This is a genomic window from Plantactinospora soyae, from assembly GCF_014874095.1.
GTDB classification, from domain to species: Bacteria; Actinomycetota; Actinomycetes; order Mycobacteriales; family Micromonosporaceae; genus Plantactinospora; species Plantactinospora soyae.
On record NZ_JADBEB010000001.1, the window covers coordinates 1,942,303 to 1,967,082 of the forward strand.

General features: G+C 70.8%; 20 protein-coding genes and 1 pseudogene. 9 read left to right on the forward strand and 12 right to left on the reverse strand.

Going from position 1 to position 24,780, the window contains the following annotated elements:
* Positions 1–36 precede the first annotated feature (36 nt).
* Positions 37–360, forward strand: a complete 324-nt coding sequence (gene trxA / locus H4W31_RS08650) for a thioredoxin (protein ID WP_192766185.1) — start codon at positions 37–39, stop codon at positions 358–360.
* A gap of 420 nt (positions 361–780) precedes the next feature.
* Positions 781–1,947 (forward strand): N-acetylmuramoyl-L-alanine amidase, encoded by a 1,167-nt coding sequence (locus H4W31_RS08655; RefSeq protein ID WP_192766186.1) that lies wholly within the window; start codon positions 781–783, stop codon positions 1,945–1,947.
* A 32-nt stretch (positions 1,948–1,979) separates the two neighbouring features.
* Here the strand turns inward: H4W31_RS08655 and H4W31_RS08660 are convergent, their stop codons facing one another.
* A complete protein-coding gene (locus H4W31_RS08660) occupies positions 1,980–2,639 on the reverse strand; it encodes a GNAT family N-acetyltransferase (RefSeq protein WP_192766187.1) in 660 nt (219 codons plus the stop codon).
* A gap of 420 nt (positions 2,640–3,059) precedes the next feature.
* On the opposite strand from H4W31_RS08660, the gene H4W31_RS08665 reads away from it, so the two are divergent.
* Both H4W31_RS08665 and H4W31_RS08670 read left to right on the forward strand, forming a co-directional pair.
* Entirely contained in the window at positions 3,060–4,376 is a 1,317-nt protein-coding gene (locus tag H4W31_RS08665; protein ID WP_192766188.1) for an aminotransferase-like domain-containing protein, read from the forward strand.
* Positions 4,377–4,384: 8 nt separating this feature from the next.
* Positions 4,385–5,416 (forward strand): D-alanine--D-alanine ligase family protein, encoded by a 1,032-nt coding sequence (locus H4W31_RS08670; RefSeq protein ID WP_192766189.1) that lies wholly within the window; start codon positions 4,385–4,387, stop codon positions 5,414–5,416.
* Between the two features lie 93 nt (positions 5,417–5,509).
* Here H4W31_RS08670 and H4W31_RS42595 read toward each other — a convergent pair whose 3' ends face one another.
* The 9 genes from H4W31_RS42595 to rpmH all read right to left on the reverse strand — a co-directional run bounded on the left by H4W31_RS42595 (position 5,510) and on the right by rpmH (position 14,580).
* On the reverse strand, positions 5,510–6,355 hold the full coding sequence (locus tag H4W31_RS42595) for a hypothetical protein (protein ID WP_318783095.1): 846 nt from the start codon (positions 6,353–6,355) through the stop codon (positions 5,510–5,512).
* A 1,230-nt stretch (positions 6,356–7,585) separates the two neighbouring features.
* Positions 7,586–8,623, reverse strand: a complete 1,038-nt coding sequence (locus H4W31_RS08680; RefSeq protein WP_192766190.1) for a ParB/RepB/Spo0J family partition protein — start codon at positions 8,621–8,623, stop codon at positions 7,586–7,588.
* A 27-nt stretch (positions 8,624–8,650) separates the two neighbouring features.
* Positions 8,651–9,724 (reverse strand): ParA family protein, encoded by a 1,074-nt coding sequence (locus tag H4W31_RS08685; RefSeq protein WP_404825570.1) that lies wholly within the window; start codon positions 9,722–9,724, stop codon positions 8,651–8,653.
* Positions 9,725–10,664: 940 nt separating this feature from the next.
* Positions 10,665–11,636, reverse strand: a complete 972-nt coding sequence (locus tag H4W31_RS08690) for a 16S rRNA (guanine(527)-N(7))-methyltransferase RsmG (RefSeq protein ID WP_192766191.1) — start codon at positions 11,634–11,636, stop codon at positions 10,665–10,667.
* An 8-nt stretch (positions 11,637–11,644) separates the two neighbouring features.
* Positions 11,645–12,418, reverse strand: a complete 774-nt coding sequence (locus H4W31_RS08695) for a Jag family protein (RefSeq protein WP_404825571.1) — start codon at positions 12,416–12,418, stop codon at positions 11,645–11,647.
* A gap of 221 nt (positions 12,419–12,639) precedes the next feature.
* Positions 12,640–13,686 carry a membrane protein insertase YidC gene (gene yidC, locus H4W31_RS08700; RefSeq protein WP_192766192.1) on the reverse strand — a complete coding sequence of 349 codons (1,047 nt, stop codon included), beginning with the start codon at positions 13,684–13,686 and terminating at the stop codon, positions 12,640–12,642.
* Complete coding sequence (gene yidD / locus H4W31_RS08705) at positions 13,683–13,946, reverse strand: membrane protein insertion efficiency factor YidD (protein WP_192771946.1); 264 nt, start codon at positions 13,944–13,946, stop codon at positions 13,683–13,685. The genes yidC and yidD overlap by 4 nt, the downstream gene beginning before the upstream one ends.
* 26 nt (positions 13,947–13,972) lie before the next feature.
* A complete protein-coding gene (rnpA, locus tag H4W31_RS08710; RefSeq protein WP_192766193.1) occupies positions 13,973–14,407 on the reverse strand; it encodes a ribonuclease P protein component in 435 nt (144 codons plus the stop codon).
* A gap of 35 nt (positions 14,408–14,442) precedes the next feature.
* A complete protein-coding gene (gene rpmH / locus H4W31_RS08715) occupies positions 14,443–14,580 on the reverse strand; it encodes a 50S ribosomal protein L34 (RefSeq protein ID WP_192766194.1) in 138 nt (45 codons plus the stop codon).
* Positions 14,581–15,455: 875 nt separating this feature from the next.
* Here rpmH and dnaA point away from each other — a divergent pair.
* The 5 genes from dnaA to H4W31_RS08740 all read left to right on the forward strand — a co-directional run bounded on the left by dnaA (position 15,456) and on the right by H4W31_RS08740 (position 22,144).
* Positions 15,456–17,507 (forward strand): chromosomal replication initiator protein DnaA, encoded by a 2,052-nt coding sequence (gene dnaA / locus H4W31_RS08720; protein WP_264084144.1) that lies wholly within the window; start codon positions 15,456–15,458, stop codon positions 17,505–17,507.
* Positions 17,508–18,246: 739 nt separating this feature from the next.
* Entirely contained in the window at positions 18,247–19,380 is a 1,134-nt protein-coding gene (dnaN, locus tag H4W31_RS08725) for a DNA polymerase III subunit beta (protein WP_192766196.1), read from the forward strand.
* Between the two features lie 25 nt (positions 19,381–19,405).
* The gene (gnd, locus tag H4W31_RS08730) at positions 19,406–20,278 is read left to right on the forward strand and encodes a phosphogluconate dehydrogenase (NAD(+)-dependent, decarboxylating) (RefSeq protein ID WP_192766197.1); all 873 of its coding nucleotides are present in this window, start codon (positions 19,406–19,408) and stop codon (positions 20,276–20,278) included.
* Positions 20,279–20,283: 5 nt separating this feature from the next.
* Positions 20,284–21,459: a DNA replication/repair protein RecF gene (gene recF / locus H4W31_RS08735; protein ID WP_192766198.1), complete on the forward strand. Its 1,176-nt coding sequence runs from the start codon at positions 20,284–20,286 to the stop codon at positions 21,457–21,459.
* Between the two features lie 7 nt (positions 21,460–21,466).
* Positions 21,467–22,144, forward strand: coding sequence for a DUF721 domain-containing protein (locus H4W31_RS08740; protein WP_450091431.1), 678 nt, complete (start codon positions 21,467–21,469; stop codon positions 22,142–22,144).
* Positions 22,145–22,322: 178 nt separating this feature from the next.
* Here the strand turns inward: H4W31_RS08740 and H4W31_RS08745 are convergent.
* Both H4W31_RS08745 and H4W31_RS08750 read right to left on the reverse strand, forming a co-directional pair.
* Positions 22,323–23,546, reverse strand: a pseudogene (locus tag H4W31_RS08745) (MFS transporter); the annotation flags it as partial.
* Between the two features lie 352 nt (positions 23,547–23,898).
* Positions 23,899–24,453: a hypothetical protein gene (locus tag H4W31_RS08750; RefSeq protein ID WP_192766199.1), complete on the reverse strand. Its 555-nt coding sequence runs from the start codon at positions 24,451–24,453 to the stop codon at positions 23,899–23,901.
* Positions 24,454–24,780 lie beyond the last annotated feature (327 nt).

Here is a 24,780-nt window from a genome sequence, read left to right on the forward strand (position 1 = left end):
ACTCACCGCAGGAAGCAACACCCCGAGGAGGGTCTAGTGGGAGCAACAAGCGCCGTCACCGACGCCAACTTCGCCAGTGACGTGCTGCAGTCCGACACGCCGGTACTGGTGGACTTCTGGGCCGAGTGGTGCGGACCGTGCCGCAAGGTCGACATGATGCTGGAGGAGATCGCCAGCGAACTGGGGGACAAGGTCCGGATCGTCAAGCTCAACATTGACGAGAACCCGGAGACCGCCCGGGCCTACCGGGTGCTCTCCGTACCGACCCTCACGATGTTCAAGGGTGGCGAGCCGGTCCAGTCCGTCGCCGGCGCCCGCCCCAAGGGCGACCTGATCAAGCTCATCGAAACGGCGATGTAAGGCCGCTCAGCCCGGCTCTCGTTCCGCGCCCGCATCCGGATCCCGGATGCGGGCGCGTTCGTTTCCAGGGCCGGGACCGCACCGGGCCGGGACACCCCTTCCGGTACGTCCGGCGCACCCAGCCGCGCCATGGCACGTCCGGCGCCCAGCCGCCTTCCGGTACGCATTTCCGCAGCTCGGCGGTGGTGTAGTCGGCATCGCGTACCGTCAACGACGGGCGCTGACCAGGGCGCCACGGTACGCTCCGGAAGCGTTCTTTCGCCCGAGGGTGACCGGCAGCGTGGGTCGGACCCCTTGGCGATCGGTCCGCCGATCTCGGCGGAGGGAACGCCAGCCGTCCACCGGACCGGTCGGCAGGATCGGCCCGGCACTGCCCCGTAGGCGGGCAACCAGCCACCGGCACGCAGAGGGAGGTCGTCTGTGCGTCCAATCCGACGTGGTGATCGCGGACCCGCGGTGACCGAGATCCGTGCCGTCCTGGTCGGTCTGAGCCTGCTCCCCGCCGGTGGCCCGCCCGGGGCCGACGAGTTCGAGGCGGAGACCGAACGCGCGGTCCGGACCTTCCAGCAGGACCGTGGCCTGAGCGTCGACGGACAGGTCGGCCCGGAGACCTGGCGGGCCCTGGACGCGGCCCGCTGGCGGCTCGGTGCGCGCACGCTCTACCAGGCGATTCCCGATCCACTCATCGGCGAGGACGTCCGGACGCTCCAGGAACGCCTGCTGGAGATGGGGTACGACGTCGGGCGCGCGGACGGCGTGTACGGCGCCCGTACGTCCCGTGCGGTCGCCCAGTTCCAACGCGAGGTCGGCCTGGGACCGGACGGCGCCTGTGGACCGCAGACCATGAACGCGCTGCGGCGGCTGGGCCGGAAGGTGGTCGGTGGCCGCCCGCAGTGGCTACGTGAGTCCGACGCGTTCCGGCAGTCCGGCCCGAACCTGGTCGGCAAGGTCATCGTGATCGACCCGGGACACGATCCCTTCGATCCGGGATTCGTCGTCCAGGAGGGTCCGCTGCGCTGGACCGAGGCGGATCTCGCCTACGACCTCGCCGCCCGGCTGGAGGGCCGGCTCGCCGCCGCCGGCATGCGGGTCCACCTCACCCGGGGTCCCGCGCCGGCCGCGCCGCTGACCGACCTGACCCGTGCCGACCTGGCGAACGAACTCGGCGGTGACCTGCTGATCTCGCTGCACATCGACGGGCACGCCAACCCGGAGGCGGACGGGGTCGCGACCTACCACTACGGCACCTCCAACGGCGTGACCTCGACCGTCGGGGAGCGGCTCGCCGGCCTGGTCCAGCGGGAGATCGTGGCCCGGACCGGCCTGCGCGACTGCCACACCCACGCGAAGACCTGGGAGCTGCTCCGGCTGACCCGGATGCCGGCCGTACGGGTCGACGTCGGCTACCTCACCTCGCCCGGCGACCTGGCCAAGCTGACCGATCCCCGCTTCCGGGACGGGGCCGTGGACGCCATCGTCGCGGCGGTACAGCGGATGTACTTCCCGGTCGAGGAGGACGTGCCGACCGGCTCGATCGACGTCAGCGAACTGCGTGCGGTGGTCGCCGCGGGAGCCGCGCTCGACTGATCCGGTACCCGTCGTCCTCCGTCCGCGTCCGGTCAGCCGGCGGCCGAGCGGGTGGCCGGTCGTACGGGGCGGAGCAGGCCCTCGGGGCTCATCGAGCCGAGCAGCTTCTCCAGCGCGTACTCGACGTCGGACTTCCAGGAGAGTGCCGTCCGCAGTTCCAGGCGCAGCCGGGGAAAGCGCGGATGTGGACGTACCGTCTTGAACCCGACGGAGAGGAAGTAGTCGGCCGGAGCGACGCATCCGCCGGCACCCTCACCGGCGTCGCCGAACTTCGCGTCGCCGAAGGCCTCGATCGCCTTGATCCCCCGCTTCGTCAGGTCCCGCGCGACGCCCTGGACGAGCATCCGGCCCAGTCCGCCACCCGCGAAGGCGGTCACGATGTGGGCCGTGGTCAGCAGCGCGGCGTCGGCGGAGACCGGTGAGGTCGGGAACGCCATCGACCGGGGAACGTAGGCCGGTGGGGCATACATCACGAATCCGGCGGGCATACCGTCGACGTATGCCAACTTTCCGCAGGAACCCCACTCCAGCAGGGTCTGCGAGACCCAGGCCTCCTTCTCCAGACCCGGATCACCCGCCTCGCGGGCTCGCTCGGCCGCCACCGGGTCCAGCTCCCAGTAGACGCACTGGCGACAGGGCCGGGGCAGGTCTTCAAGTGTGTCGAGGGTCAGACTGACCAGACGTCGCGACATCGGCGCATCCCCAAAAGTCCTACTCGGGGGCCCAAAGGCCGCAAATATCGCCATCTCCGGTCCCTACCCCCAACGAGCGATCGTACGCCGGAACGCTCCGACTCGGGAGAGGATCGGGGCAGTGATGCCCGGACCGCCCGGTCAGGTACCGCGAAGGGCAGCTCAACCGGTCCGACATGTGGACCAGCCGCTGGGGCGAGGGCCAGATCCGGCCGATCGGATTAGGATCGACCGACGAGCGCCGACCGGCGGAGCTGCCGGCCGACCCACCCGAACCGTCCCCGGCCCACCGGGGCTCCGGAAGACGGACACGTGGCGGGCGCGGCGATCGAGGTGCCGACGGCGCACTGTTGGGGATGCGTTCGGTGACCGACCCGGCCATCATGAGCCACGATGGGGCGAACGCGGCGAGGAGATGTCATGACCGGCACGACGCTCGACGACTACACGGATCGCTATGCCCGGCGGGTACGCGGGATGACAGCGTCGGAGATCCGCGCGCTGTTCGCCGTGGCCAGCCGGCCCGAGGTCGTCTCGCTCGCCGGAGGTGCACCCTACATCGCCGCACTGCCGCTCGACGCGGTCGGCGAGATGCTCAACAAGCTCGCCGCCGAGCAGGGGACCACGACCCTCCAGTACGGCATCGGTCAGGGCACGCTGGAGCTGCGTGAACGGATCTGCGAGGTGATGGCGCTCTCCGGCATCGACGTCGGCTGCGGCGCCTCCCCGGAGGACGTGGTGGTCACCGTCGGCGGCCAGCAGGCGCTGGACCTGATCGCCCGGCTGTTCCTCGATCCCGGCGACGTCGTCCTGGCCGAGGGACCGACCTACGTGGGCGCGCTCGGCGTCTTCCAGAGTGCGCAGGCGCAGGTGGTGCACGTACCGATGGACGCCGACGGCCTGATCCCCGAGGCGCTGGAGCTGGCCATCGCCGACGTCGCCCGGTCGGGTCGACGGGCCAAGTTCCTCTACACCATCCCGACCTTCCAGAACCCGGCCGGCGTGACGCTGAGCGAGGAGCGGCGGGAACGGGTACTCGACATCTGCGAACGTGCCGGCCTGCTGGTGGTCGAGGACGACCCGTACGGCCAGCTCGGGTTCGACTGCGAGGCGCCGGCACCGCTGCGGGCGCGTCGCCGGGACGGCGTCTTCTATCTCAGCACCTTCTCCAAGACCTTCGCCCCAGGGCTACGGGTGGGTTGGATCCTGGCCCCGCACGCCGTACGGGACAAGCTGGTCATCGCCAGCGAGGCGCAGATCCTCTGCCCCAGTGCCTTCGCCCAGGCCGCCGTCACCACGTACCTCTCCACGATGCCCTGGCGCCAGCAGCTCAAGATCTACCGCGAGGTCTACCGGGAACGCCGCGACGCGCTGCTCGACGCGCTCGCGGACTACATGCCGGCCGGCACCAGCTGGACGGAGCCGGGCGGTGGCCTCTTCGTCTGGACGACGCTGCCGGAGGGCCTCGACGCCAAGGCCATGATGCCGCGGGCCATCGCGGCCCGGGTCGCCTACGTGCCCGGAACCGGCTTCTACGCCGACGGCACCGGCGCCGGGCACATGCGGCTCAACTTCTCCTTCCCCCCGCCGGAGCGGATCCGCGAGGGTGTCCGCCGGTTGGCGACCGTGATGGAGCAGGAGACCGCCATGCGCGAGGTGTTCGGCACGGTGGTCGGACCGGCCCGGGGCCGTCGGGGGCAGGCCGGCTCGGACGTGCCGGGTCCCGACTTGGCATGATCTCCGGCATGGGTACGAACTCCCCCGCCGAACCTTCCCGTTCCGCCGACTGGCCCCTCCCGCTGCCTCGGGAGGCAACCGCCGATCTACGGGTACTCGTGCTCGCCGGCGGGCTGTCGTACGAGCGGGACGTGTCGTTGAAGTCCGGTCGCCGGGTACTCGACGCGCTCCGTTCAGCGGGGGTGGAGGCCGATCTCCGGGACGCCGACGTCGCCCTCCTTCCGCTCCTACGGGACGATCCGCCGGACGCGGTCGTGGTCGCACTGCACGGGGCGACCGGCGAGGACGGCTCGCTCCGAGGCGTACTCGACCTCTGCGACGTGCCGTACGTCGGTTGCGACGCCCGCTCGTCCAGGCTGGCCTGGGACAAGCCGTCGGCGAAGGCGGTGCTTCGGGAGGCGGGCATCCCGACACCGGACTGGGTGGCTCTGCCGCACGACCGGTTCTCCGAGCTCGGGGCGGTGGCCGTACTGGACCGGATCGTCGAGCGGCTCGGGCTGCCACTGATGATCAAGCCGACCCAGGGCGGCTCGGGCCTCGGTGCCGCGGTCGTCCGGGACCCGGCCGCGCTACCGGCGGCGATGGTCGGCTGCTTCGCCTACGACAGCACCGCCCTCGTCGAGCGCTACGTTCCCGGCATGGACGTGGCGGTCTCCGTGGTGGACCTGGGCAACGGCCCGCAGGCGCTGCCCGCCGTCGAGATCGTCCCCCGCAACGGCGTGTACGACTACGCCGCCCGGTACACCGCCGGCCTGACCACCTGGCACGCCCCGGCGCGGCTGTCGGCCGTCGCGGCGGCCAGGGTCGCGGAAACCGCTCTCGCGGCCCACGCCGCGCTCGGGCTCCGGGACCTGTCCCGGGTGGACCTGATCGTCGACGAGGACAACCGCCCGCACGTGCTGGAAGTGAACGTCTCACCCGGGATGACGGAGACCTCGCTGATGCCGCTCGCCGTCGCGGCCGCCGGACTCGACTTCGGCGAGCTGTTGCGTACCCTCGTGGTCCGCGCCTCCCAGCGCCGGAGCCTCGGCCAATCCTGACGGCAGTCGCCCTCGGCCCCCCGCGACCGCACAGCCCCGCCCCGCCCTGCCGCCCCTCGCCCCGCTGACGCCCTTCCGGTACGCCGGGGTCGTCTAGTACGCCCTGGTCGCCGGATCACCGGAGGATTGGCGCTCAGGGGCGGGCCGGAGGGGTTGCGCCGGCACCTCTGCCGTCTTCGCCTCCGCTGCCGCTGCCGCCTCCGCTGCCGCTGCCCCCTTCGTGGTCTCTGCCGCCACCGGTCCATCCGGTGCATCCGATGCCGGTACCGCCGATGGCGCGGCAGGCGTCACCGACGACCTCTCGGCCGCCAGCGCGGCCTCACGTCCCGAAGCCGCCTGCTGCGTCAGGTTCGACGGCGCCTGCCACTGGATGCGGGGTGGCTCGGCCAGGGGACGTCCACCGAACTCGGCGAGCCAGGCGGCCACCATCGCCAGGTTCTCCCGCCACTGCGACTCGGGAATCGCCGGCAGGATGTCGTCCCAGAGGGACAGGAACGTGCCGCGCAACTGGAGTCGGCCGTACGGCCGGGCGAGGAACCACAGATGCAGGTGCTCCGCGCCGTCACCCCAGCGGTTGACGTGCACCCGGGCCACCCCGTCGAGTGAACGGACCGCGCGTTCCAGCCGTACCGTCATCACGCCGAGTTCGGCGGCGAGCAGGTTGGGCAGGTCGCCCAGGTCCAGATGAGAGCGGGATTCGAGGATCAGCACCATCGGCAGGCCGGTGGGCCGGTCCATGGCACGCACCCGCCAACGCTCACTGACCCAGATGTACGCATCGTCGGGCGCGTTGCAGGAATGACACTCACCGGAGCCTTCGCCCTTGCGCGGGGGTTCGACCGCGACCGGCTCGTCGAGTTGCTTGACCCGGAAGTCGCCTTCGAAGGGAAAGGAGGGCCACCTGGTGAAGTCCGGTACGGCAGGAGGGGTGTGGGACACGAGGCTGACCCTAACCGAGTTTGACACCGCTGTCCCTACCCCGTTTCGGCTGCCGACGATCGGGACTCCGGGGAGCCTTCCGGGCGGCGGAAGTTGGCGGCACGCGAGGCTCCGGAAGCGTCGGCAACGACCCCGAAACGGCACGATCGGCGTCGGTTGGGCTCCGTTGTCCACAGGCCGGTACCCCGTTCCACGCGCGGTTTCACGTGAAACGGGGGCAGCCTGTGGACAACGCCTGTGGATGACCGCGCACCGTCCTCGGTCGACGTCGTCGCGGCCAAACCGGAGACCAGCCGGCCTACCCCGTTGAGCGGATGTCGGCCACCTCCCAGCGTCGGTCTCCGTCGCTCGATGACCCGGCGCGCAGCCGTTCCGATCGTGAATGCCGACCGGGCACAGGTGTCCGGCATCCGGCCGGTAATCGCTCGCAGCGTGCGCACGGGCGGGACGACGACGGACGACGGCGGTCCGATCCGTCGCAGCGCCAGGTCGAGCCTGGGGAACTGCCTGGATGTATACGGGGGATGGATGTCCCCACGCGCCGGAGAGGCTCGACGTCGCGGCCCGATGATTTCCCGAGGGCAGCCTCGGCGAGCACGCCCCAAGGTCACTGTCGGAGTACGACCACGCCCGTGCCCCGGCGGGTTGTGGCCGGCGTGGAAGGTCCGGTCCTTCGGATCGCCGTCCCCGGGTATCAGGCGGTGGCGGAGCGGGCTGGTTTCACGTGAAACGCGACGCCGTCCCCTCGGCGGGGCGCGTGGTGGATTGGGTCCACCCTGGCGATCACCCTGGACCGGCGCAGGGAACACCCGGACGGACCGGCGCACGGGGACGCCCGGACGGACCGGCACCGAGGTAGACCGGGCGGCGGGTGGTCGCCGGTCTCCATCGGACGGGGGGCCGCACGGACAGACCTATGAGAAACCGAATCTACGGACGGCTGGGCAGGCGGTCGATCGGATTCAGGAAGGGGCGGTGGGACGGGGCGGCGTGGACGGGCCGGATCCAAGAGAGGACGGACGACCAAGGACCCACGGCTGGACGACCGGTCGGACGCGGAGGCGGTCGGCCAACCCGGCTGCTCGATCGGAGACACACGGATGGCGACGTTCCCGGGTGAGGGATCGTGGCCATCTCAGCGTCGATACGTCGGCTCCGAAGGCCGGGGCGACACCGACCCCGGCTCGGGGTGTACGCCGGGAGCCCCCGGCGTACACGGGGCAGCAGCAGTCAGTCCGAGTCGTCGTCGTTCTGGCCCTCGGCGTCCACCATGCCGATGACACCGACGATTCGCTCAAGGTCGTCGACCGTGGCGAACTCGATCGTAATCTTGCCTTTGTTCCGACCGATGTCGACCTTGACCCTGGTGTCGAACCGATCCGACAGCCGATCCGCCAGATCGGTCAGGCCCGGGGCGTGCACCTTGGCGCGCCGCTTCGCCGGGCTGGGCCGGGTAGGCGAAATCTCGGCCAGCTTCACGACCTCCTCCGTGGCCCGTACGGAGAGCCCTTCGGCCACGATCCGACGCGCCAACTCCTCCTGCGCGGTCGAATCCTCCAGACCCAGCAGCGCACGGGCGTGGCCTGCGGAGAGCACCCCGGCAGCCACCCGCTTCTGCACCTCGGGCGGAAGGTTCAGCAGCCGGATGGTGTTGGAGATCTGCGGCCGGCTCCGGCCGATCCGTCGGGCCAGCTCCTCGTGCGTCGCGCCGAACTCCTCCAGCAGCTGCTGGTACGCCGCCGCCTCTTCCAGCGGGTTCAGGTTGGCGCGGTGGATGTTCTCCAGCAGCGCGTCCCGGAGCATCGCGTCGTCGCGGGTGTCCCGGACGATGGCCGGAATGGACTCCCGGCCGACAGCCTGCGCCGCTCGCCAGCGCCGCTCGCCCATGACGAGTTCGAACTGATCGTCCGGGAGCTGCCGCACCACGATCGGCTGGAGGAACCCGACCTCCTGGATCGAGAGCTTGAGTTCCTCGAGAGCGTCCTCGTCGAAAATCTGCCGAGGCTGCTTGGGGTTGGGCACGATCGAATCCAGCGGGATCTCGGCGAACCGAGCTCCGGGGACCGGCGCCAGCTCCGGACCGGCCGGCTGTGCCGGGGCGACGGGCGCCGGCGCCACCCAGGTGGTCTCGCCGGCGGCCGCCGGCGCTACGGCCTCAGGCCGATCGGCTGGAGGCTCGGCCGTCACCACTCCGGAGACTGGTTCCGCTGTGGTGGGAATCAGCGCGCCCAGACCTCGACCGAGCCCGCCCCGCGGACGGTTCTTCATGCCACGCCTCCCGACGAATCAACCGAGCTACACATTGCGGCCAACAGACTCTTTGACCCCTCGCATCGCAATCTCCTGAGCGGCCTCGAAGTAACTGGTGGCGCCCCGCGATCCGGGATCGTAGGTCATGACGGACTGGCCGTAGCTCGGAGCCTCCGATACCCGCACGTTCCGCGGGATCACGGACTGCAGGACCTTGTCGCCGAAGTGGTTCCGGACGTCCTGCTCGACCGCGTCCGCCAGTCGGGTGCGCCGGTCGTACATGGTGAGCAGGATGGTCGAGACCTCGAGGGTGGGGTTCAGGTGCTGCCGTACCAGGTTGATGTTGTTGATCAGCTGGTTGAGCCCCTCCAGCGCGTAGTACTCGCACTGGATGGGGATCAGTACCTCCTGCGCGGCGCAGAGGGCGTTGACCGTGAGCAGCCCGAGGGAGGGCGGGCAGTCGATGAAGACGTAGTCGAACTCGGCGGGGTGGCCGGCGATCGCTCGGGCCAGCCGTGACTCCCGGGCCACCACCGAGACGAGTTCGATCTCCGCGCCGGCCAGGTCGATGGTGGCGGGTACGCACCAGAGATCGGGGATCCCCTCGACGCTCTGGGCCACCTCGGCGAGGGGGACGTTGTCGATCAGGCAGTCGTAGACGTCCGGGACACCGGCGTGGTGGGGCACGTTGAGTCCGGTGGAGGCGTTCCCCTGCGGATCAAGGTCAACGACGAGGACACGATTTCCGTGCAGCGCCAGGGCTACGGCCAGGTTGACCGTCGTGGTGGTCTTGCCAACCCCTCCCTTCTGGTTCGCAACACACATGATCCGTGGCCGGTCCGGACGCGGCATCGTCACCTCGCCGCTCGGGTTCAGGATTTGCACAGCGCGCATTGCCTCCATTGCCAACGGGGGATCGTCCTGGTCACGCGACGGCGTTTCACGTGAAACGTACGCGTCGGGCGCGGCTTCCTCGGTCAGGGGTTGCGGTACAACTGTCGACGAATCGGCTCTCGGGCCGGAATCGGCGATCGGGTGGAGATCGGGGCCTTGGCCGTCCGCCGTCGGTACCGGAGTACCGGCCGGCCCCGACGACTGCGGCTCGAAGTGCTGGGTCACCGGCTGGACCGGAACTGGTGGTCCGGTTGGCGTCGGGTCGGGGAGGCGCGCCGACCGCCGTCCCGGCTCCGCAGCCCGACGCCCCGCCGGCCGCTGCGGCTCCGGAGCACGCTCCCGTCGCCGAGGCGGTTCCGGCGTACGCCCGGCAGGCCGTACCGGAGCCGGCACCGACGCCGAGGCGGAGGCGGCCGCCGGATAGGACACCTCCGGCACTGGCACCGAGGCGGAGGCAACCGCCGGATAGGGCGCCTCCGGGCGCGGAACCGGATACCCCGGCTCCGGTGGCGAGTCGTGCCCCGGCGGCGTCACCCGCGCGGTACCGCGGCTCGGCCCCGGGGGTGCCGCAGAGTCGTACCCGTCGGACTCGTCAGGCCCGCCAGCTCGGGCCGGCGGCCGAGCCCGCCCGCTGGCAGACCAGCCCTCGTAGTCGGTTTCACGTGAAACATCGGCGTCGCCGGAGTGGTATCCCCCGGAGTCCGTCATCTCTGAATCGTCATACCTACCGTTGTCATGCACCGTGTCATCCCTGCCAGCTTCGGATGGTGTCGGCCCCGTGAGCGCTCATGCCCGCGCCTTCGGGCGTAGCGTGCGGTCCGGCAAGAAGCAGCGAAGGCCTGAGGCGCCACCCGCTGCCCGGTCTACACTATCGACGCGCGGTCAGCCTACGGCCGCTGGGCAAAATGAGCCACGGCTGTCCGCAGGGTGAATCGTCGTGGCGTGGATAACGGAGCCCCGCCAAGCGGATCCGGCACTCACTCGGGGTTCCCCGCCCGCCACCGGACCCGTGCTCCCCGGCGTGCTCCGTACGGAGCGGTACCGCCAGGCGCGCTCCCTACGGACCGGGTTACCGCCAGGTGCGCCCCCTACCGGCCGGCGCGGATCCACGGTCGGCTCGGTCCGACCATCCATTGAGGACCTGATCTGGGCCGGAGTCGATGCGCTAGCGGCGCGGCTTGGAACGACGGCCGGCTGCCGAGCGTGCTGCCGACTCCCGCGCCGCTCCGATTACCCGCTCCCGGACGATCTCGACCACGGTCGTCGACGGCTCGACGATCCCCGTCCCGCACTGCTGGACAACCGGGTGCGCACCACCCAGCCGCCGTACCGCCGCCGCGGTGTTCGCCACCTCTTCCTCGGCCGTGGCGCCCTTGAGTGCGAGAACTCGCCCGCCCGGTGCGGTGAGCGGAAGACACCAGCCGGCCAGCCGATCAAGCGGTGCGACGGCCCGAGCCGTCACGATGTCCGCCGGCCCGCTCAGCTCGGCCGGAAGATCGGACAGCTCGATCAGACCCCTCTCCGACCCGCCGGAACTCTCCGGGGAGCCCGACTCGGACCGGAGCGGAGCGGACGCCTGACGGTCCGACGCCGTACGCCGGTCCAAACTCCGGCCGGTGCGGCGCCAGGCCGAGGGAATCTCCTCCGCCCGGGCCCGGAGCACGGTGACCGAGTCCCCGAGGGCGAGTGCCGTGACCACCTCGGCCAGAAACACGGCGCGCCGGGCCAGCGGTTCGACCAACATGATCGACAGGTCGGGCCGGGCGATCGCGAGCACGATACCGGGCAGGCCCGCTCCGGAGCCGACGTCCACCACCGAGGAACCGGCCGGGATCAGCTCCGCCACCACGGCGCAGTTGAGCAGGTGGCGGTCCCAGATTCGCGGCGTCTCGCGAGGACCGATCAGCCCACGCACCACACCCGGACCGGCGAGGAGTTCCGCGTACGCCGCCGCGAGCGGCAGCCGATCGCCGAACAGCGTACGGGCGGGGCCGGCCAGTTCGGTGGGCAGTGGTGCCGCCGGAACGGCGCCCGCACCGGCCTCCGCGTCGCGGCCGGCTCCGCTGTCCGACGGGGGCACAGGGAACGGCCCGGGCGGCGGTTCGCCACCCGGGCCGGAAATCGGACGGTACGTCATTGATTCGCTCAGTCGACCGGACGTACGACGATCCGGCGGTTCGGCTCGACGCCCTCCGACTCGCTCTCCACCCCGGCGATGGCGTTGACCACGTCGTGGACGCACTTGCGCTCGAAGGCGGACATCGGCTCCAGCCGGACGGCCTCGCCGTGCTGCTTGACCTTCTCCACGGCGTTCTTGGCGACCGCCGAGAGTTCCTTGCGCCGGGTCGCCCGGTAACCGCCCACGTCGAGCAGGAGCCGGCTGGGCGAGCCCGTCTGCCGGAACACGGCGAGCCGGGTCAGCTCCTGCAACGCCTCCAGTGTCGCGCCGCGCTGGCCCACCAGCGCCTGCAACCGGCCACCCACGACCTCGACGACCGGGCGGCCGGCCGAGACCAGCTCGTCGATGTCGCCGTCGTAGTCGAGGATGTCCAGCAGTCCTTCGACGTAGTCCGCGGCGATCTCGCTCTGCCGGAACAGGTCCGCGTCGGTGGTCGGCGCCGCCGGCTTCGCACCGTTGTTGCTCGCGGCGACGTCCCCCTCGGCGGCGTCCTCGTCGTCCGCCTCTTCGTCGTCCTCCGCGTCTTCTTCCTCCGCGTCCTCTTCGTCCGCGTCGTCGTCATCCGCGTCGGCTTCGCGATCCGGACCACCCCGGCCGTCGGCCACCTCGTCGACGTCCGCGCTGTCCCCGGCTACCGAAACGGCCTCGGTGGTTTCGGCCTGCGTGGCCGAGGCTCCTGCCACAACAGGATCGGTGTCGCCGATGGGCTCGTCAGCGCGCGGAATACTGGTGTCGGTCACGGTTCATCTCCGTACTCTCTCGGCCGGACCGTACGGTCGGCGCTGGTTTCCCGGGTCCGGCGGGAGATCGCCGAATGCCACGGGCACGTCTGTCGCGGGCAGCACTGCCCGTCCGCGCGCGGGGAGCGGCGGACTTCGGGCCGGCGCCAGCGCTGGCGGCAGCACGGCCCAGAGTCCTACCGGGCCGCCGGCGCGACTGACGCTGCCGGCGGCCCGTCGCGTCAACCCTGACGCTTAGCCGGACGCCCCTTCTTGGGGTTGACCGGCTTGGCGCCCGGCTTCGGGGCCAGCGCCTTGGTATCCACCACCGGCTTGCTCTCCGGCTGCGCGCCGTTGGCCTTCGACCGACCGAACCGACCGGCCGGCTTGGCCGGCTTGGCCGGCTGCACCGGGTTACGGGAATCGGTGGTGGTCCGACGAGGCCCGGTCGTACGCCGAGGAGCCGACTCGCCCGGCTTGGGCAGCCGGGCGGCGGTGGGCGGCGGCGGGTACTTGCGGAGCACCCACTGCTGCTGGCCGAGGGTGAAGAGGTTGTTCGTGACCCAGTAGATGACCACACCGATCGGGAAGATCGCACCGGAGACCAGCAGCGAGGCCGGGATGCCGTACAGCATCAGCCGCTGGATCATCCGCTGCTGCGGGTCCTCGGCCCAACCGGTCTTCAGGATCATCTGACGGCTGGTCAGGTACGTGGTGGCGATCATGATGGCGACCAGTACGCCGGCCAGGACCTTGACCGAGGCGCCGCTGGCGTTCAACCGGGCCAGCTCGGCCGCGCTGGAGCCGAACTTACCGGCGATCGGTACGTCGAAGAGCCGGGCGTGGGTGGCGCTCTCGAACTGGTCGACGGTCCAGCCGTACTTGGTCTTGCCCTGGTTGATCGGGTCGAGCCGGCGCAGGACGTGGAAGAGGCCGATGAAGACGGGAGCCTGGAGGAAGATCGGAAGGCAGCCCATCAGCGGGTTGGCCTTCTCCTTCCGGTAGAGCTCCATCATCTCTTTCTGGAGCGTCTCCCGGTCACCCTTGTGCTTCTCCTGCAATGCCTTCAGCTGGGGCTGGATCGCCTGCATCGCCCGCTGCGACTTGATCTGCTTGACGAAGATCGGGAAGAGGATCACCCGGAGGGTGACCACCAGGAAGATGATCGCCAGGATCCAGGACCAGTTCGTGCCCAGGACTGCGCCCGTCGACACTCCGATGGCGTCCCAGGCGGAGTGCCACAGCAGCAGGATCCACGAGATCGCCCAGTAGATCCAGTCGAGACTCAATTCGGGGCTCCAGTCACATCGGCATGGCGGCGTCCGCCCGGCTCCGGTACCGGGTCATATCCACCGGGGTGGAAGGGGTGGCAGCGCAACAGCCGTCGGACCGCCAGGAAGGCTCCCCGAAGCGCGCCATGTCCCGCGACCGCCTCCAGGGCGTACGCGCTGCACGACGGGTGGAACCGACAGCGGGCCGGCAGCGCCGGGCTTATCCAACGACGGTACGCGACGATGGGTCCCGCCAGCACTCGGGCACCGAGTGTCATCCCGGACGACGTGTCGATCGGGTTGCTCACCGGGACCGCCGAGCGGATTTTCTGGGCGCCCGGGCCGCGGCGAGGGCGGCGTCGAGGTCGGCTCCGAGCCGGGCGTACGAGGCCTCGGCGGCGTCGGGTAGCGCACGTACCACGAGGGTGGTGCCGGCCGGCAGCCCGGCGAGCCGCTCCCGGACGAGGTGCCGGAGCCGACGGCGGACCCGGTTTCGGATCACGGCGCCGCCCACGGCCTTGGAAACGACGAAGCCGGCCCGGACCGGCGCGGATTCCTGCTCCGCGCCGGCATTCCGGGCCGGCTTCGACGCTGTTCTGGTCAATGGGGATCGGGACGGTTCCGGGGTGCCGGTCGGATGGAGATGGACGACAAGGACGCCACGATTGGCTCGTCGCCCACCCCGGATCGCTGCGGCGAAGTCACTGCTGCGCCGCAGTCGCTGTGCGGCCGCCAGCACGACTGCCTACATCCCCGGACCGGCCTTGCCAGCCGTCAGGCCGACAGGCGGGTACGACCCTTGCCACGGCGGGCAGAGAGGATGGCGCGGCCCGCCCGGGTGCGCATGCGCAGCCGGAAGCCGTGGGTCTTCGCGCGGCGGCGGGTGTTCGGCTGGTAGGTGCGCTTGCTCACGTCAGGCTCTCCGTCGTCGTACGCCCCGGCCGTGTGACATCGGGGTCGTGTGATGGTCTGGCGTTGGCCGCCTGGGCGGCCGGGTTCGATGCCGTCCGGGTTCGATGCCGTCTGGCGATTCGATGCCGTCCGGCGGTTCAATGCCGTCTGGCATCGGCCGCTGCCCACAGCACGGGCGGCGGTCAGGCAGTCTTCCATCACCCTAGCAGAGGGCGACAGAGCAACCGTTGGAGCCTACGCAGGCCGGCAGTGAGCGTCAAACAGGAGTGGGCGGGTGCTGATCCTCCTGGTCCGGCCGATCCGCCGAGCCGGTCCGGCCGGTTCGGAAACCCGGACCGGAACCCCCGGCCGAAGCATCCCCGCGGGCACCGGCACCCGGTTCGAACCGTCGGGCGAGGCAATCCGGCCGAGTCGGGCCGATCGCCGTAGAGCGGGAGGAACCGGGTGGCTAGGCTGGGCCGACCGACCGGGGTTTTTCGCTGATGTTGCCAAGGTGGCGACGGGGTCGACGGTTGATGGCGTGTGGACAACGCTGTTAGCGTGCCCGATTGCACGTCGGCGTCAGAGGGTGGGGGTGCCGCTGACGGGCAAAACCGGACAAGCTCGTCGATCGTTCGACAGATGAACCCGCGTCAACGCCATTTGGAGCCGGGGGCGACGGCACGGACGCCCGGCCGGGCGACAACAATCAGTCGATACACAGGTTGTGGATAACTTGTGGACGGCGTCGGCATCCGCCGGGCGCCGCGTCGTGCCTGTTCACGCACGATAGCAAGCCTGGAACGGTCGACTGGGACGGCAGCGGCGGCCGGAGACGCAGAGGCGATGGGGGTGGCGCGACGGTGGCCGACACGATCGACCTTGCCGCAGTGTGGATGGCGACGACCGAGGAACTGGCTGACGAGATCATCTCAGCTCAGCAGCGCGCCTACCTACGGCTGACCCGACTGCGCGCGATCGTCGAGGACACCGCACTGCTCTCCGTACCGGACGCCTTCACCCGGGATGTGATCGAGTCCCGGCTCCGTCCGGCGATCACCGAGGCGCTGTCGCGCCGACTGGGCCGGGCGGTCCAGGTCGCCGTCACGGTACGACCGCCGGACGACGCGCAGACCCGGCCGACCGGCACCGGCTACCCGAGCGCCTCCGAACCGTCCGGTCGCACCTCAGGCACGGGGTACCAGTCCGTCGGCACCGCCGCGGGCTATCCCGGCGCCGCCGACCCGACCGGTGGATACGGCGGCCCGAACCCTGCCAGTGGATACGGGCCGAACCCGCCCAGCGGGTACGGCCCGGACCCGGCCCCCGGGTACGGCGGCCAGGACCAGAGCGGCGGGTACGGCGGCCAGCAGCCGGGCGGCGGGTACGGCGACCCCGGCCCCGGTAGCGGATACGGACCCGAGCCGCTGCGCTATCCCGGTAATCCGGGGCAGGAGGAGCAGGGCCACCGGAACCCCGATCCCGGACCCGACCAGGGTGGCCGGGAATCCGGTCCGTTCTCCGGCTCCGCGCAGCAGCCGATCGTCGGTTCGGCGCGCCCGCCGGGGCGACCCGCGGACGGCGGACGCCCCAACCTGATCCCGGCCAGCCGGGACGGCCAGGAGACACTCTTTTCCGCCCCCTATCCGGAGCCGTACCGACCGACCGCCCCGCACCAGGACCGACGCGGTTTCGACGAACGGGTCAACAACGCCGGTGACTCCGGCCAGTTCGGCGTCGACCACCGTCCGCCGGACCGCCGCTACCACGACGGCCGGGACGGAGCCGGACGACTCGGCCCCGGCCGGGACAGTGGTACGGACAACGGGCCGGGTCGGGGCGGCGCCTTCGCCGACCATCGGCAGGGTGGCCGGGACGACCGCCGGCCGGGCGGAGTCGGCGGGGCCGGAGATGTCGGCGGCAACCGGCTGAACCCGAAGTACATGTTCGAGACCTTCGTCATCGGCTCGTCCAACCGGTTCGCCCATGCCGCCTCGGTGGCCGTCGCCGAGTCGCCCGCGAAGGCGTACAACCCGCTGTTCATCTACGGCAGTTCGGGACTGGGCAAGACCCACCTGCTGCACGCCATCGGCCACTACGCCACCACCCTCGGCAACGCCCGCTCGGTCCGCTACGTCTCGACCGAGGAGTTCACCAACGACTTCATCAACTCGCTCCGGGACGACAAGACGAGCGCGTTCCAGCGCCGCTACCGGGACGTCGACATCCTCCTGATCGACGACATCCAGTTCCTGGAGAACCGGGAACGGACCCAGGAGGAGTTCTTCCACACCTTCAACACCCTGCACAACGCCAACAAGCAGATCGTGATCACCTCGGACCGGAAGCCGAAGGATCTCGCGACGCTGGAGGACCGGCTGCGTACCCGCTTCGAGTGGGGACTGCTGGCCGATATCCAGCCGCCCGACCTGGAGACCCGGATCGCGATCCTGCAGAAGAAGGCGGCCCAGGAGCGGTTGTTCGCCCCGCCGGACGTACTGGAGTTCATCGCCTCGCGGATCTCCAACTCGATCCGGGAGTTGGAGGGCGCGCTCATCCGGGTCACCGCGTTCGCGTCGCTGACCCGGTCGCCCGTGGAGCTGTCCCTGGCCGAGGAGGTGCTCCGGGACTTCATTCCGGACGGCTCCGGGCCGGAGATCACCGCGGACCAGATCATGGTCGCCACCGCCGACTACTTCGGTGTCAGCCTGGAGGACCTGCGCGGCCAGTCGAGGTCCCGGGTACTGGTGAACGCCCGCCAGGTGGCGATGTACCTGTGCCGCGAGCTGACCGACCTGTCCCTGCCCCGGATCGGGCAGGCGTTCGGCGGCCGCGACCACACCACGGTGATGCACGCCGACCGGAAGATCAGGCAGCAGATGGCGGAACGGCGCTCGCTCTACAACCAGATCGCCGAGCTGACCAACCGGATCAAACAGATCACCTGACCCCACCCACGCCGGCCGAGGCCGGGTTCGGACCCTTCCGGTCCGGGCCCGGCCTTCGTCGTACCCGGTCCGGGCTTCCTCCTACCCGGGTCCGGGCTTCGTCGTACACAGCTCGTCCACAGCCGGTTGTCCACCATCGGTGGATAACCGGGGGGTGCCTTCGGTGAGCGAACCCACAAGCTGTGGACAAGTGTTGGGGATAGTGATGTGGACAGTCACCCAGAGTCACCGACTTGTCCACCGGGTTCGGCCGCCTGTGCACGGGCTGTTGAAGGTTCTGGGGACAGTGCTCGTCGATGTCCGACCGGCTGTGCCCACAGATGGGGAAAAGGCGGTGGGTAACCCGGTGGACAACCGGTGGACAACCGTGGATAACCTCGGCGGCCCGACCGGCTGTGGATGGGCGACCCCGTTTTCGGGCCGGTTGTCCACACCCCGCACACCGGTGGATAAGCTTCTGACCTGCGTAGACCCCGCCTCTCCACAGTTTGCACAGCACCGATGAAGACGATTTAGATATCTCTTCTAAAGAACAAAAACCAATCACCAGCGTTGGGCATGCTGTGGATCGGTTTGACTTGTCGTACCGATCGGCCAAGATCTGCCGAAGTACCGGGGTCGGACGCACAGCCGATGAGGCAGGGCCCTAAGGTGCGATGAAGACCCGCACGGTTGGCGGGGCCGGAAGGCTGCCGCCGGCATGAGACAGTTGTCGCTGACGTCGATCCGGAGGCATGGCATGAAGTTCCGCGTGGAGCGCGACGCGCTCGCCGACGCCGTGGCGTGGACCGCGAAGAGTCTGCCCAACCGTCCCTCGGTCCCGGTGCTCGCCGGAGTGCTGCTCCGGGTCGCCGAGGGTGGCCTGCACGTCTCCGGGTTCGACTACGAGGTCTCCAGCCAGGTGACCGTCGACGTCCAGAGCGAGGCCGAGGGTGCCGCGCTGGTCTCCGGCCGGCTGCTGGCCGAGATCACCAAGGCGCTGCCGGCGAAGCCGGTGGACATCGCCGCCGCCGGCGCCCACCTGGAGCTGGTCTGCGGCAGCGCCCGGTTCACCCTGCCGACGATGCCGGTCGAGGACTACCCGACGCTTCCCGAGATGCCCGGCAGCGCCGGCACGATCGACGCGGCGACCTTCGCCGCCGCGGTCGGTCAGGTCGCGATCGCCGCCGGCCGGGACGAGACGCTGCCGATGATGACCGGGGTACGCATCGAGCTGAACGGCTCGATGCTGTCGATGCTGGCGACCGACCGCTACCGCCTCGCCCTGCGGGAGATCGAGTGGCGCCCGGACGACCCCGAGGTGAGCATCAACGCGCTGGTGCCGGCCCGGACCCTGCACGACACCGCCAAGGCCCTCGGCCCGATCGGCGGCGACGTCACGATGGCCCTGGCCCAGGGCGCCGCCGGAGAGGGGCTGATCGGCTTCGCCGGTGGCACCCGCCGGACCACCAGCCGGCTGCTGGACGGCGCCAACTACCCGCCGGTGCGGTCGCTCTTCCCCGCCAGCCACAACGCCGAGGCCCGGGTGTCGGTCGCCGCGCTCACCGAGGTCGTCAAGCGGGTGTCGCTGGTCGGCGGTCGGACCACGCCGGTGCTGCTGAACTTCAGCTCCGACGGCCTGGTCGTCGAGGCCGGCAGCACCGAGGAGGCGCGGGCGAGCGAGGCGATGGACGCCACCTTCACCGGAGAGCCGCTGACCATCGGCTTCAACCCTCAGTACCTGATCGACGGTTTGCAGAATCTCGGATCCGCGCTGGCGGTCTTCTCCTTCGTCGACGCGTTCAAGCCCGCCGTCATCTCGCCCTCCGGCGAGGACGGCGAGGTCATTCCTGGCTATCGATACCTGATTATGCCGATCCGGGTCACCCGCTGATCGCACGGTTCCGAAGGGAAAGTTCATGCAGCTCGGCCTCGTAGGCCTCGGCCGGATGGGCGGCAACATGCGCGAACGACTGCGCGCCGCCGGACACGAGGTGATCGGCTTCGATCGGAATCCGGGAGTCAGCGACACTGCCAGCCTGGCGGAGCTGGCGGAGAAGCTGGCCGCCCCCCGGGCCGTCTGGCTGATGGTCCCGGCGCAGTACACCGAAGCCACGGTGGACGGGCTGATCGAGGTGCTCTCGCCCGGCGACATCGTCATCGACGGCGGCAACTCGCGGTTCAGCGACGACCTGCCCCGGGCGGAAAAGCTCGACCAGCACGGCATCGGCTACATCGACGTCGGGGTCTCCGGCGGGATCTGGGGTCGGGAGAACGGTTACGGCCTGATGGTCGGCGGGGACGAGCAGCACGTCGAGCGGTTGATGCCGATCTTCGATGCGCTCAAGCCGGCGGGCGAGTTCGGCTTCGTGCACGCCGGGCCGGTCGGCGCCGGGCACTACGCCAAGATGGTGCACAACGGCATCGAGTACGGCCTGATGCACGCCTACGCCGAGGGCTACGAACTGCTGACCGCCTCCGAACTGGTGACCAACGTGCCAGGCGTCTTCAAGTCCTGGCGCGAGGGCACCGTGGTCCGCTCCTGGCTACTCGACCTGCTTGACCGGGCACTCGACGAGGACCCGGAGCTGGCCGACCTGAGCGGCTACACCGAGGACACCGGCGAGGGCCGCTGGACGGTCGACGAGGCGGTCCGGCTCGGAGTGCCGCTGAACGTCATCACCGCCTCGCTCTTCGCCCGGTTCGTCTCCCGACAGGACGACTCGCCCGCGATGAAGGCCGTCTCCGCGCTGCGCCAGCAGTTCGGCGGGCACGCCGTCCGCAAGAACTAAGCGCGGTGTACGTCCGCCGGCTCGAACTGGTCGACTTCCGCTCGTACGAGCGGGTCGGGGTCGATCTGGAGCCGGGCGGGAACGTGCTCGTCGGCCCCAACGGGGTCGGCAAGACGAATCTCGTCGAGGCGCTCGGCTACGTGGCGACGCTGGCCAGCCACCGGGTCGCCACCGACGCCCCACTGGTCCGGGCCGGAGCGGCGACCGCGGTGATCCGGTGCGCGATCGTGCACGACCAACGGGAGCTGCTGGTCGAGCTGGAGATCGCTCCCGGTCGGGCGAACCGGGCCCGGCTGAACCGCTCACCGGCCCGACGGGCCCGGGACGTGCTCGGCGCGCTGCGGCTGGTGCTCTTCGCACCGGAGGACCTGGAACTGGTCCGGGGCGATCCGGCCGAGCGGCGGCGCTATCTCGACGACCTCCTGGTCACCCGGATGCCCCGGTACGCCGCCGTACGGTCGGACTACGAGCGGGTGGTGAAACAGCGCAACGCGCTGCTGCGTACCGCCTATCTGGCCCGGAAGACCTCCGGTGGGCGGGGACGGCGTACCCGGACCGAGACCGATCAACCGGCCGACTCCGGGACGGAGCTGTCGACGCTGACGGTCTGGGACACCCACCTGATCCGGCACGGGGCGGAACTTCTGGCCGGCCGATTGGAGTTGGTCGCGGCGCTGAGCCCGCACGTGTCGAAGGCGTACGACGCGGTGGCGCCGGGACGGGGTGCGGCGGCGATCACGTACCGCTCCTCGCTCGATCTCGTCGATCCGGCGCCGGACCGGTCCGCGCTGGAGGCGGCGATGGCGACCGCGCTGGCCGAGTCCCGGACGTCCGAGATCGAGCGAGGCGTGACGCTGGTCGGGCCGCACCGCGACGAGTTGACCCTCACCCTCGGCCCACTGCCGGCCCGTGGCTACGCGAGCCACGGCGAGTCCTGGTCGTTCGCCCTGGCGCTCCGGCTGGCCGCGTACGACCTGCTCCGCGCCGACGGGGTGGAGCCGGTACTCGTCCTTGACGACGTCTTCGCCGAGCTGGACAGTGGACGCCGGGAACGGCTGGCCGAGCTGGTCGCCGGCGCCAGTCAGCTGGTGGTCACCTGCGCGGTCGCCGACGACGTACCGCAGGCCCTCCGGGGTGCCCGCTTCGAGGCGTCCGACGGGGAGGTACGCCGTGCCGAATGACCCGGAAGTGCGGCGGGGCGCCGGCTCGGCCGAGTCGAACCCCGGTCCGGCCGGATCGGGTTCCGGGACCGCCGGACCGGCCGCGTCGGATCCGGTGCCCGCCGACGGTACGGAGCTGACCGGGCCGGCGTTGGCCCGCGCCGTGCTGGACGCCGCGATGGCTCGCCGGAAGGCGGGCGGGTCGGGTCGACGTACCTGGGCAAGGGGTGAGGTCACCGGCGATTCGACCGTCGGCGACGGCCCCGGCGAGGCCGGTGGCGCTCCGGCGACCGGTCGGGGCGGGAAGCCCCGGCGTCGGCCCCGGGGCTATTCCGGGCCGGGACCGGACCCCCGGGATCCGCAGCTCTTCGGTGCCGTGCTGGCCCGGATGGTGAAGGCGCGTGGCTGGCAGCAGCCGGCGGCCGAGGCGACCGTCTTCGGCGCATGGGAGCGGGTGGTCGGGCCGGACATCGCCGAGCACAGCCGTCCGATCAAGCTGGAGGACGGCGAACTCACGGTCGAGGCGGAGTCGACGGCGTGGGCGACCCAGCTTCGGCTGCTGGCCGGCTCGCTGCTTCGGCGTATTGCCGCTGAGGTGGGACATAACGTGGTTCGGCGGCTGCACGTGCACGGCCCGACCGCCCCGTCCTGGGTCCGTGGTCCACGGCGGGTACGAGGACGTGGTCCCCGGGATACGTACGGCTGAGCCGACGGAGGCGGACGGCCGGCATCCGGCCGATGGATCCGCCTCCCGCGACGCGTAGCCGACCGGCGCGGGAGCGCGCCATGGCAGGCACCCTCCCCGCTGTGGCGGGCAGCGTTCCGGCTGTCGTCGGCAGGGGAAGGCCCGGCGCGACGGCGGTGCGCTGCCGACGGGCCAACGCCAGCCCGGCCCCGGCCGAGGCGAACAGACCGACGCAGCCGGCGAGTACCAACGTCTGCCGGGGACCGGCGTGCTCGGACAGCCAGCCGAGGCCGGGCGCACCGACGGCGGCCGCGACCGAGCCGGTCACCGCGACGGCGGCCAGCACCCGGCCGCGCATTGCCCCGTCGGTGTCGAGCTGTGCCCGGGTGCCGACGGTGGTATCGATGATCACGGCGGCGGCGGCGATCGGCAGGATCGCCAGTGCGAAGCTCCAGACGCCGGGTGCCAGACCGGCGACGGCCTGCAGGACGCTGGCGACCACTCCGGCGCCGATCAGGAGGCCGTAGCTGAGGTGGCGCCTGCGGGCGGCGGCCAGTGCGCCGAGCACCGTACCGACCGCGAAGACCGTGGAGAGCAGGCCGTAGACCGCGGCCCCGCCACCGAACGGGCCGGCGCTCATCGCGGCCATTGTGACCTGGTAGTTGCGGCCCAGGCTGCCCAGTACGAAGGCGAGCGCGAGGGCGGTCAGGATGACCGGCTGCCGACGGAGGTAGCTCAGCCCGGCCCGGATTCCGTGCCGGACCTCGGGATGCCCCTCGGGATCGGGTTCCGGCTGGTACAGATCCCGCTGTCGTACGGAGAAGAGCGCGGCCACCACGGCGGCGAAACTGACCGCGTTGACCACGAACAGCAGGGCCGGTCCGGTGGCGGCGACCACGACCGCACCGAGGCTCATCCCGAGGATCCGGCCGGCGGAGTTGGTCAGTGAGCCCAGCGCCAGGGCGTTGCCGAGGGTCTCCCGGTCGACCATCGTCGAGCCGTACCGGCCCATGACCGGGCCCTCGATCGCGGTGAGCGCCCCGCTGACCAGTGAGATCGCGTAGATCATCGACATCTGGGGCGCGTCCGACCAGGCCAGCATGGCCAGCCCGGCGGCGAGTGCGGCGTGCCCGACCTGGGTACTGATCAGCAGCGGCCGGGCCGGCAGCCGGTCCGCGAGCGCACCGCCCCAACTGCTGAGCAGGAGGGTGGGGAGAGCCTGGAGCAGCACCGCGAAGCCCATCGAGGTGGCCGAGCCGGTCTGCTGCAGGACGTACCAGTTGACCCCGAGCACCTGCATCCAGGTGCCGATCACGGACACGAATCCGGCGCCCGCCCAGATCCGGTAGTTGCGATGGCGCAGGGCGCCAAACGTGGTGCGCAAAGCCGCGAACCCTTCCCGCTCGTTGGCGGGCGTACGCATCGAACGTCCCCACCGGATGGCTGTCCGTCACCGATTCGCCACACTCCGGGAGGACGCGCAAGTCTGGCTGCTGCTCCCCGGGTTCGTTCAGGGGCGGTGGGAAAAGTCACGCGTACCGTCGCGCAACCGGCGATTCGGACTAAGCCGTACGTGGCCGTTCGGCCGACCGGTCACCGTTCGACAGGTCGACAGCCCGGCGTCGACAGCTCGACGTGGCGGCTCGGGGGGCAGGCGCGAGCGGCTCGGGTCAGGAGTCGGCGGTTCGAGTGCGCGGATCGGTGGTTCGGGTGCGCGGATCGGTGGTTCGAGTGCGTGAGTCGGCGGCTCGGGTCAGCCGCCAGCGGCCCGAGGGTCAGGAGTCGGCGTAGACAGCGAAGCCGCGCTCCGCGCAGCGCCGGTAGAAGCCCGCGAGGACACCCAGCTCGGAACGGGAGAAGCTCCACTGCGGCGCCGCCCCGGACTCGTCGCGGAGCGCGTCCAGCCGGCCGTCCAGCCACCGCAGTTGCTGCTCGGCCAGCCGGCCGTCGGCGAGTGCGGCCTGCAGCACGGCGCTCACCGTGTCGAAGGTCACCGACTCGCCGAAACTCCGGTGTCCGTCGACGAACCGCTCCAGCCCGCCCGCGATCCAGGCGCACCCGTCCGGATCGATCACCGGGTCCTCGTCCTCGGCGGCCGCCTCGGTGGCGTACAGCACGCCGTCGAGGCCGAGCAGCAGATCGACCAGCTCGGTGTACGCGGTCGCCCGGACCGAACCGGTCTTGGCGATGTATCCGGCGAGGGCCGCAGTCGGTGCGGCGACCTCCGGCACGTCGGCCAACTCGCCGAAGTCCACGAACTCGGCCGGGGCCACCGGGTCGTAGAAGCGGCCGGTCCGCGGCCAGCGCACCGCGACATTGTCCAGCCCCATCGAGCGTCACCTCTCTTGGCACCTGACGAAACCGGTCGGTAGGACCGTCCGATGCGCTTTCCGGGCATCTTGGCCACGGAGCTTACTCACGGCGTCGCTGTCGCAAAGTTACGGCACCGCCCGGGTTCGCGCGACCCCCCGCTCCGGTCGTCCGGCGGAGGCCGCGGGGAGGTCGGCCGGAGTGGATCCGCCCGTCCGTGGTCGACGCGGCGATGCCGGAAACCGCCCCCGATCCGACCCCATGCGTGTGGGGGGAGTCGTAGGAGTGGGGGTTCGGGCGCCTACGACTGTCTCAGGGCGCCGCGCAGGGTGCCGGATAACCAATAT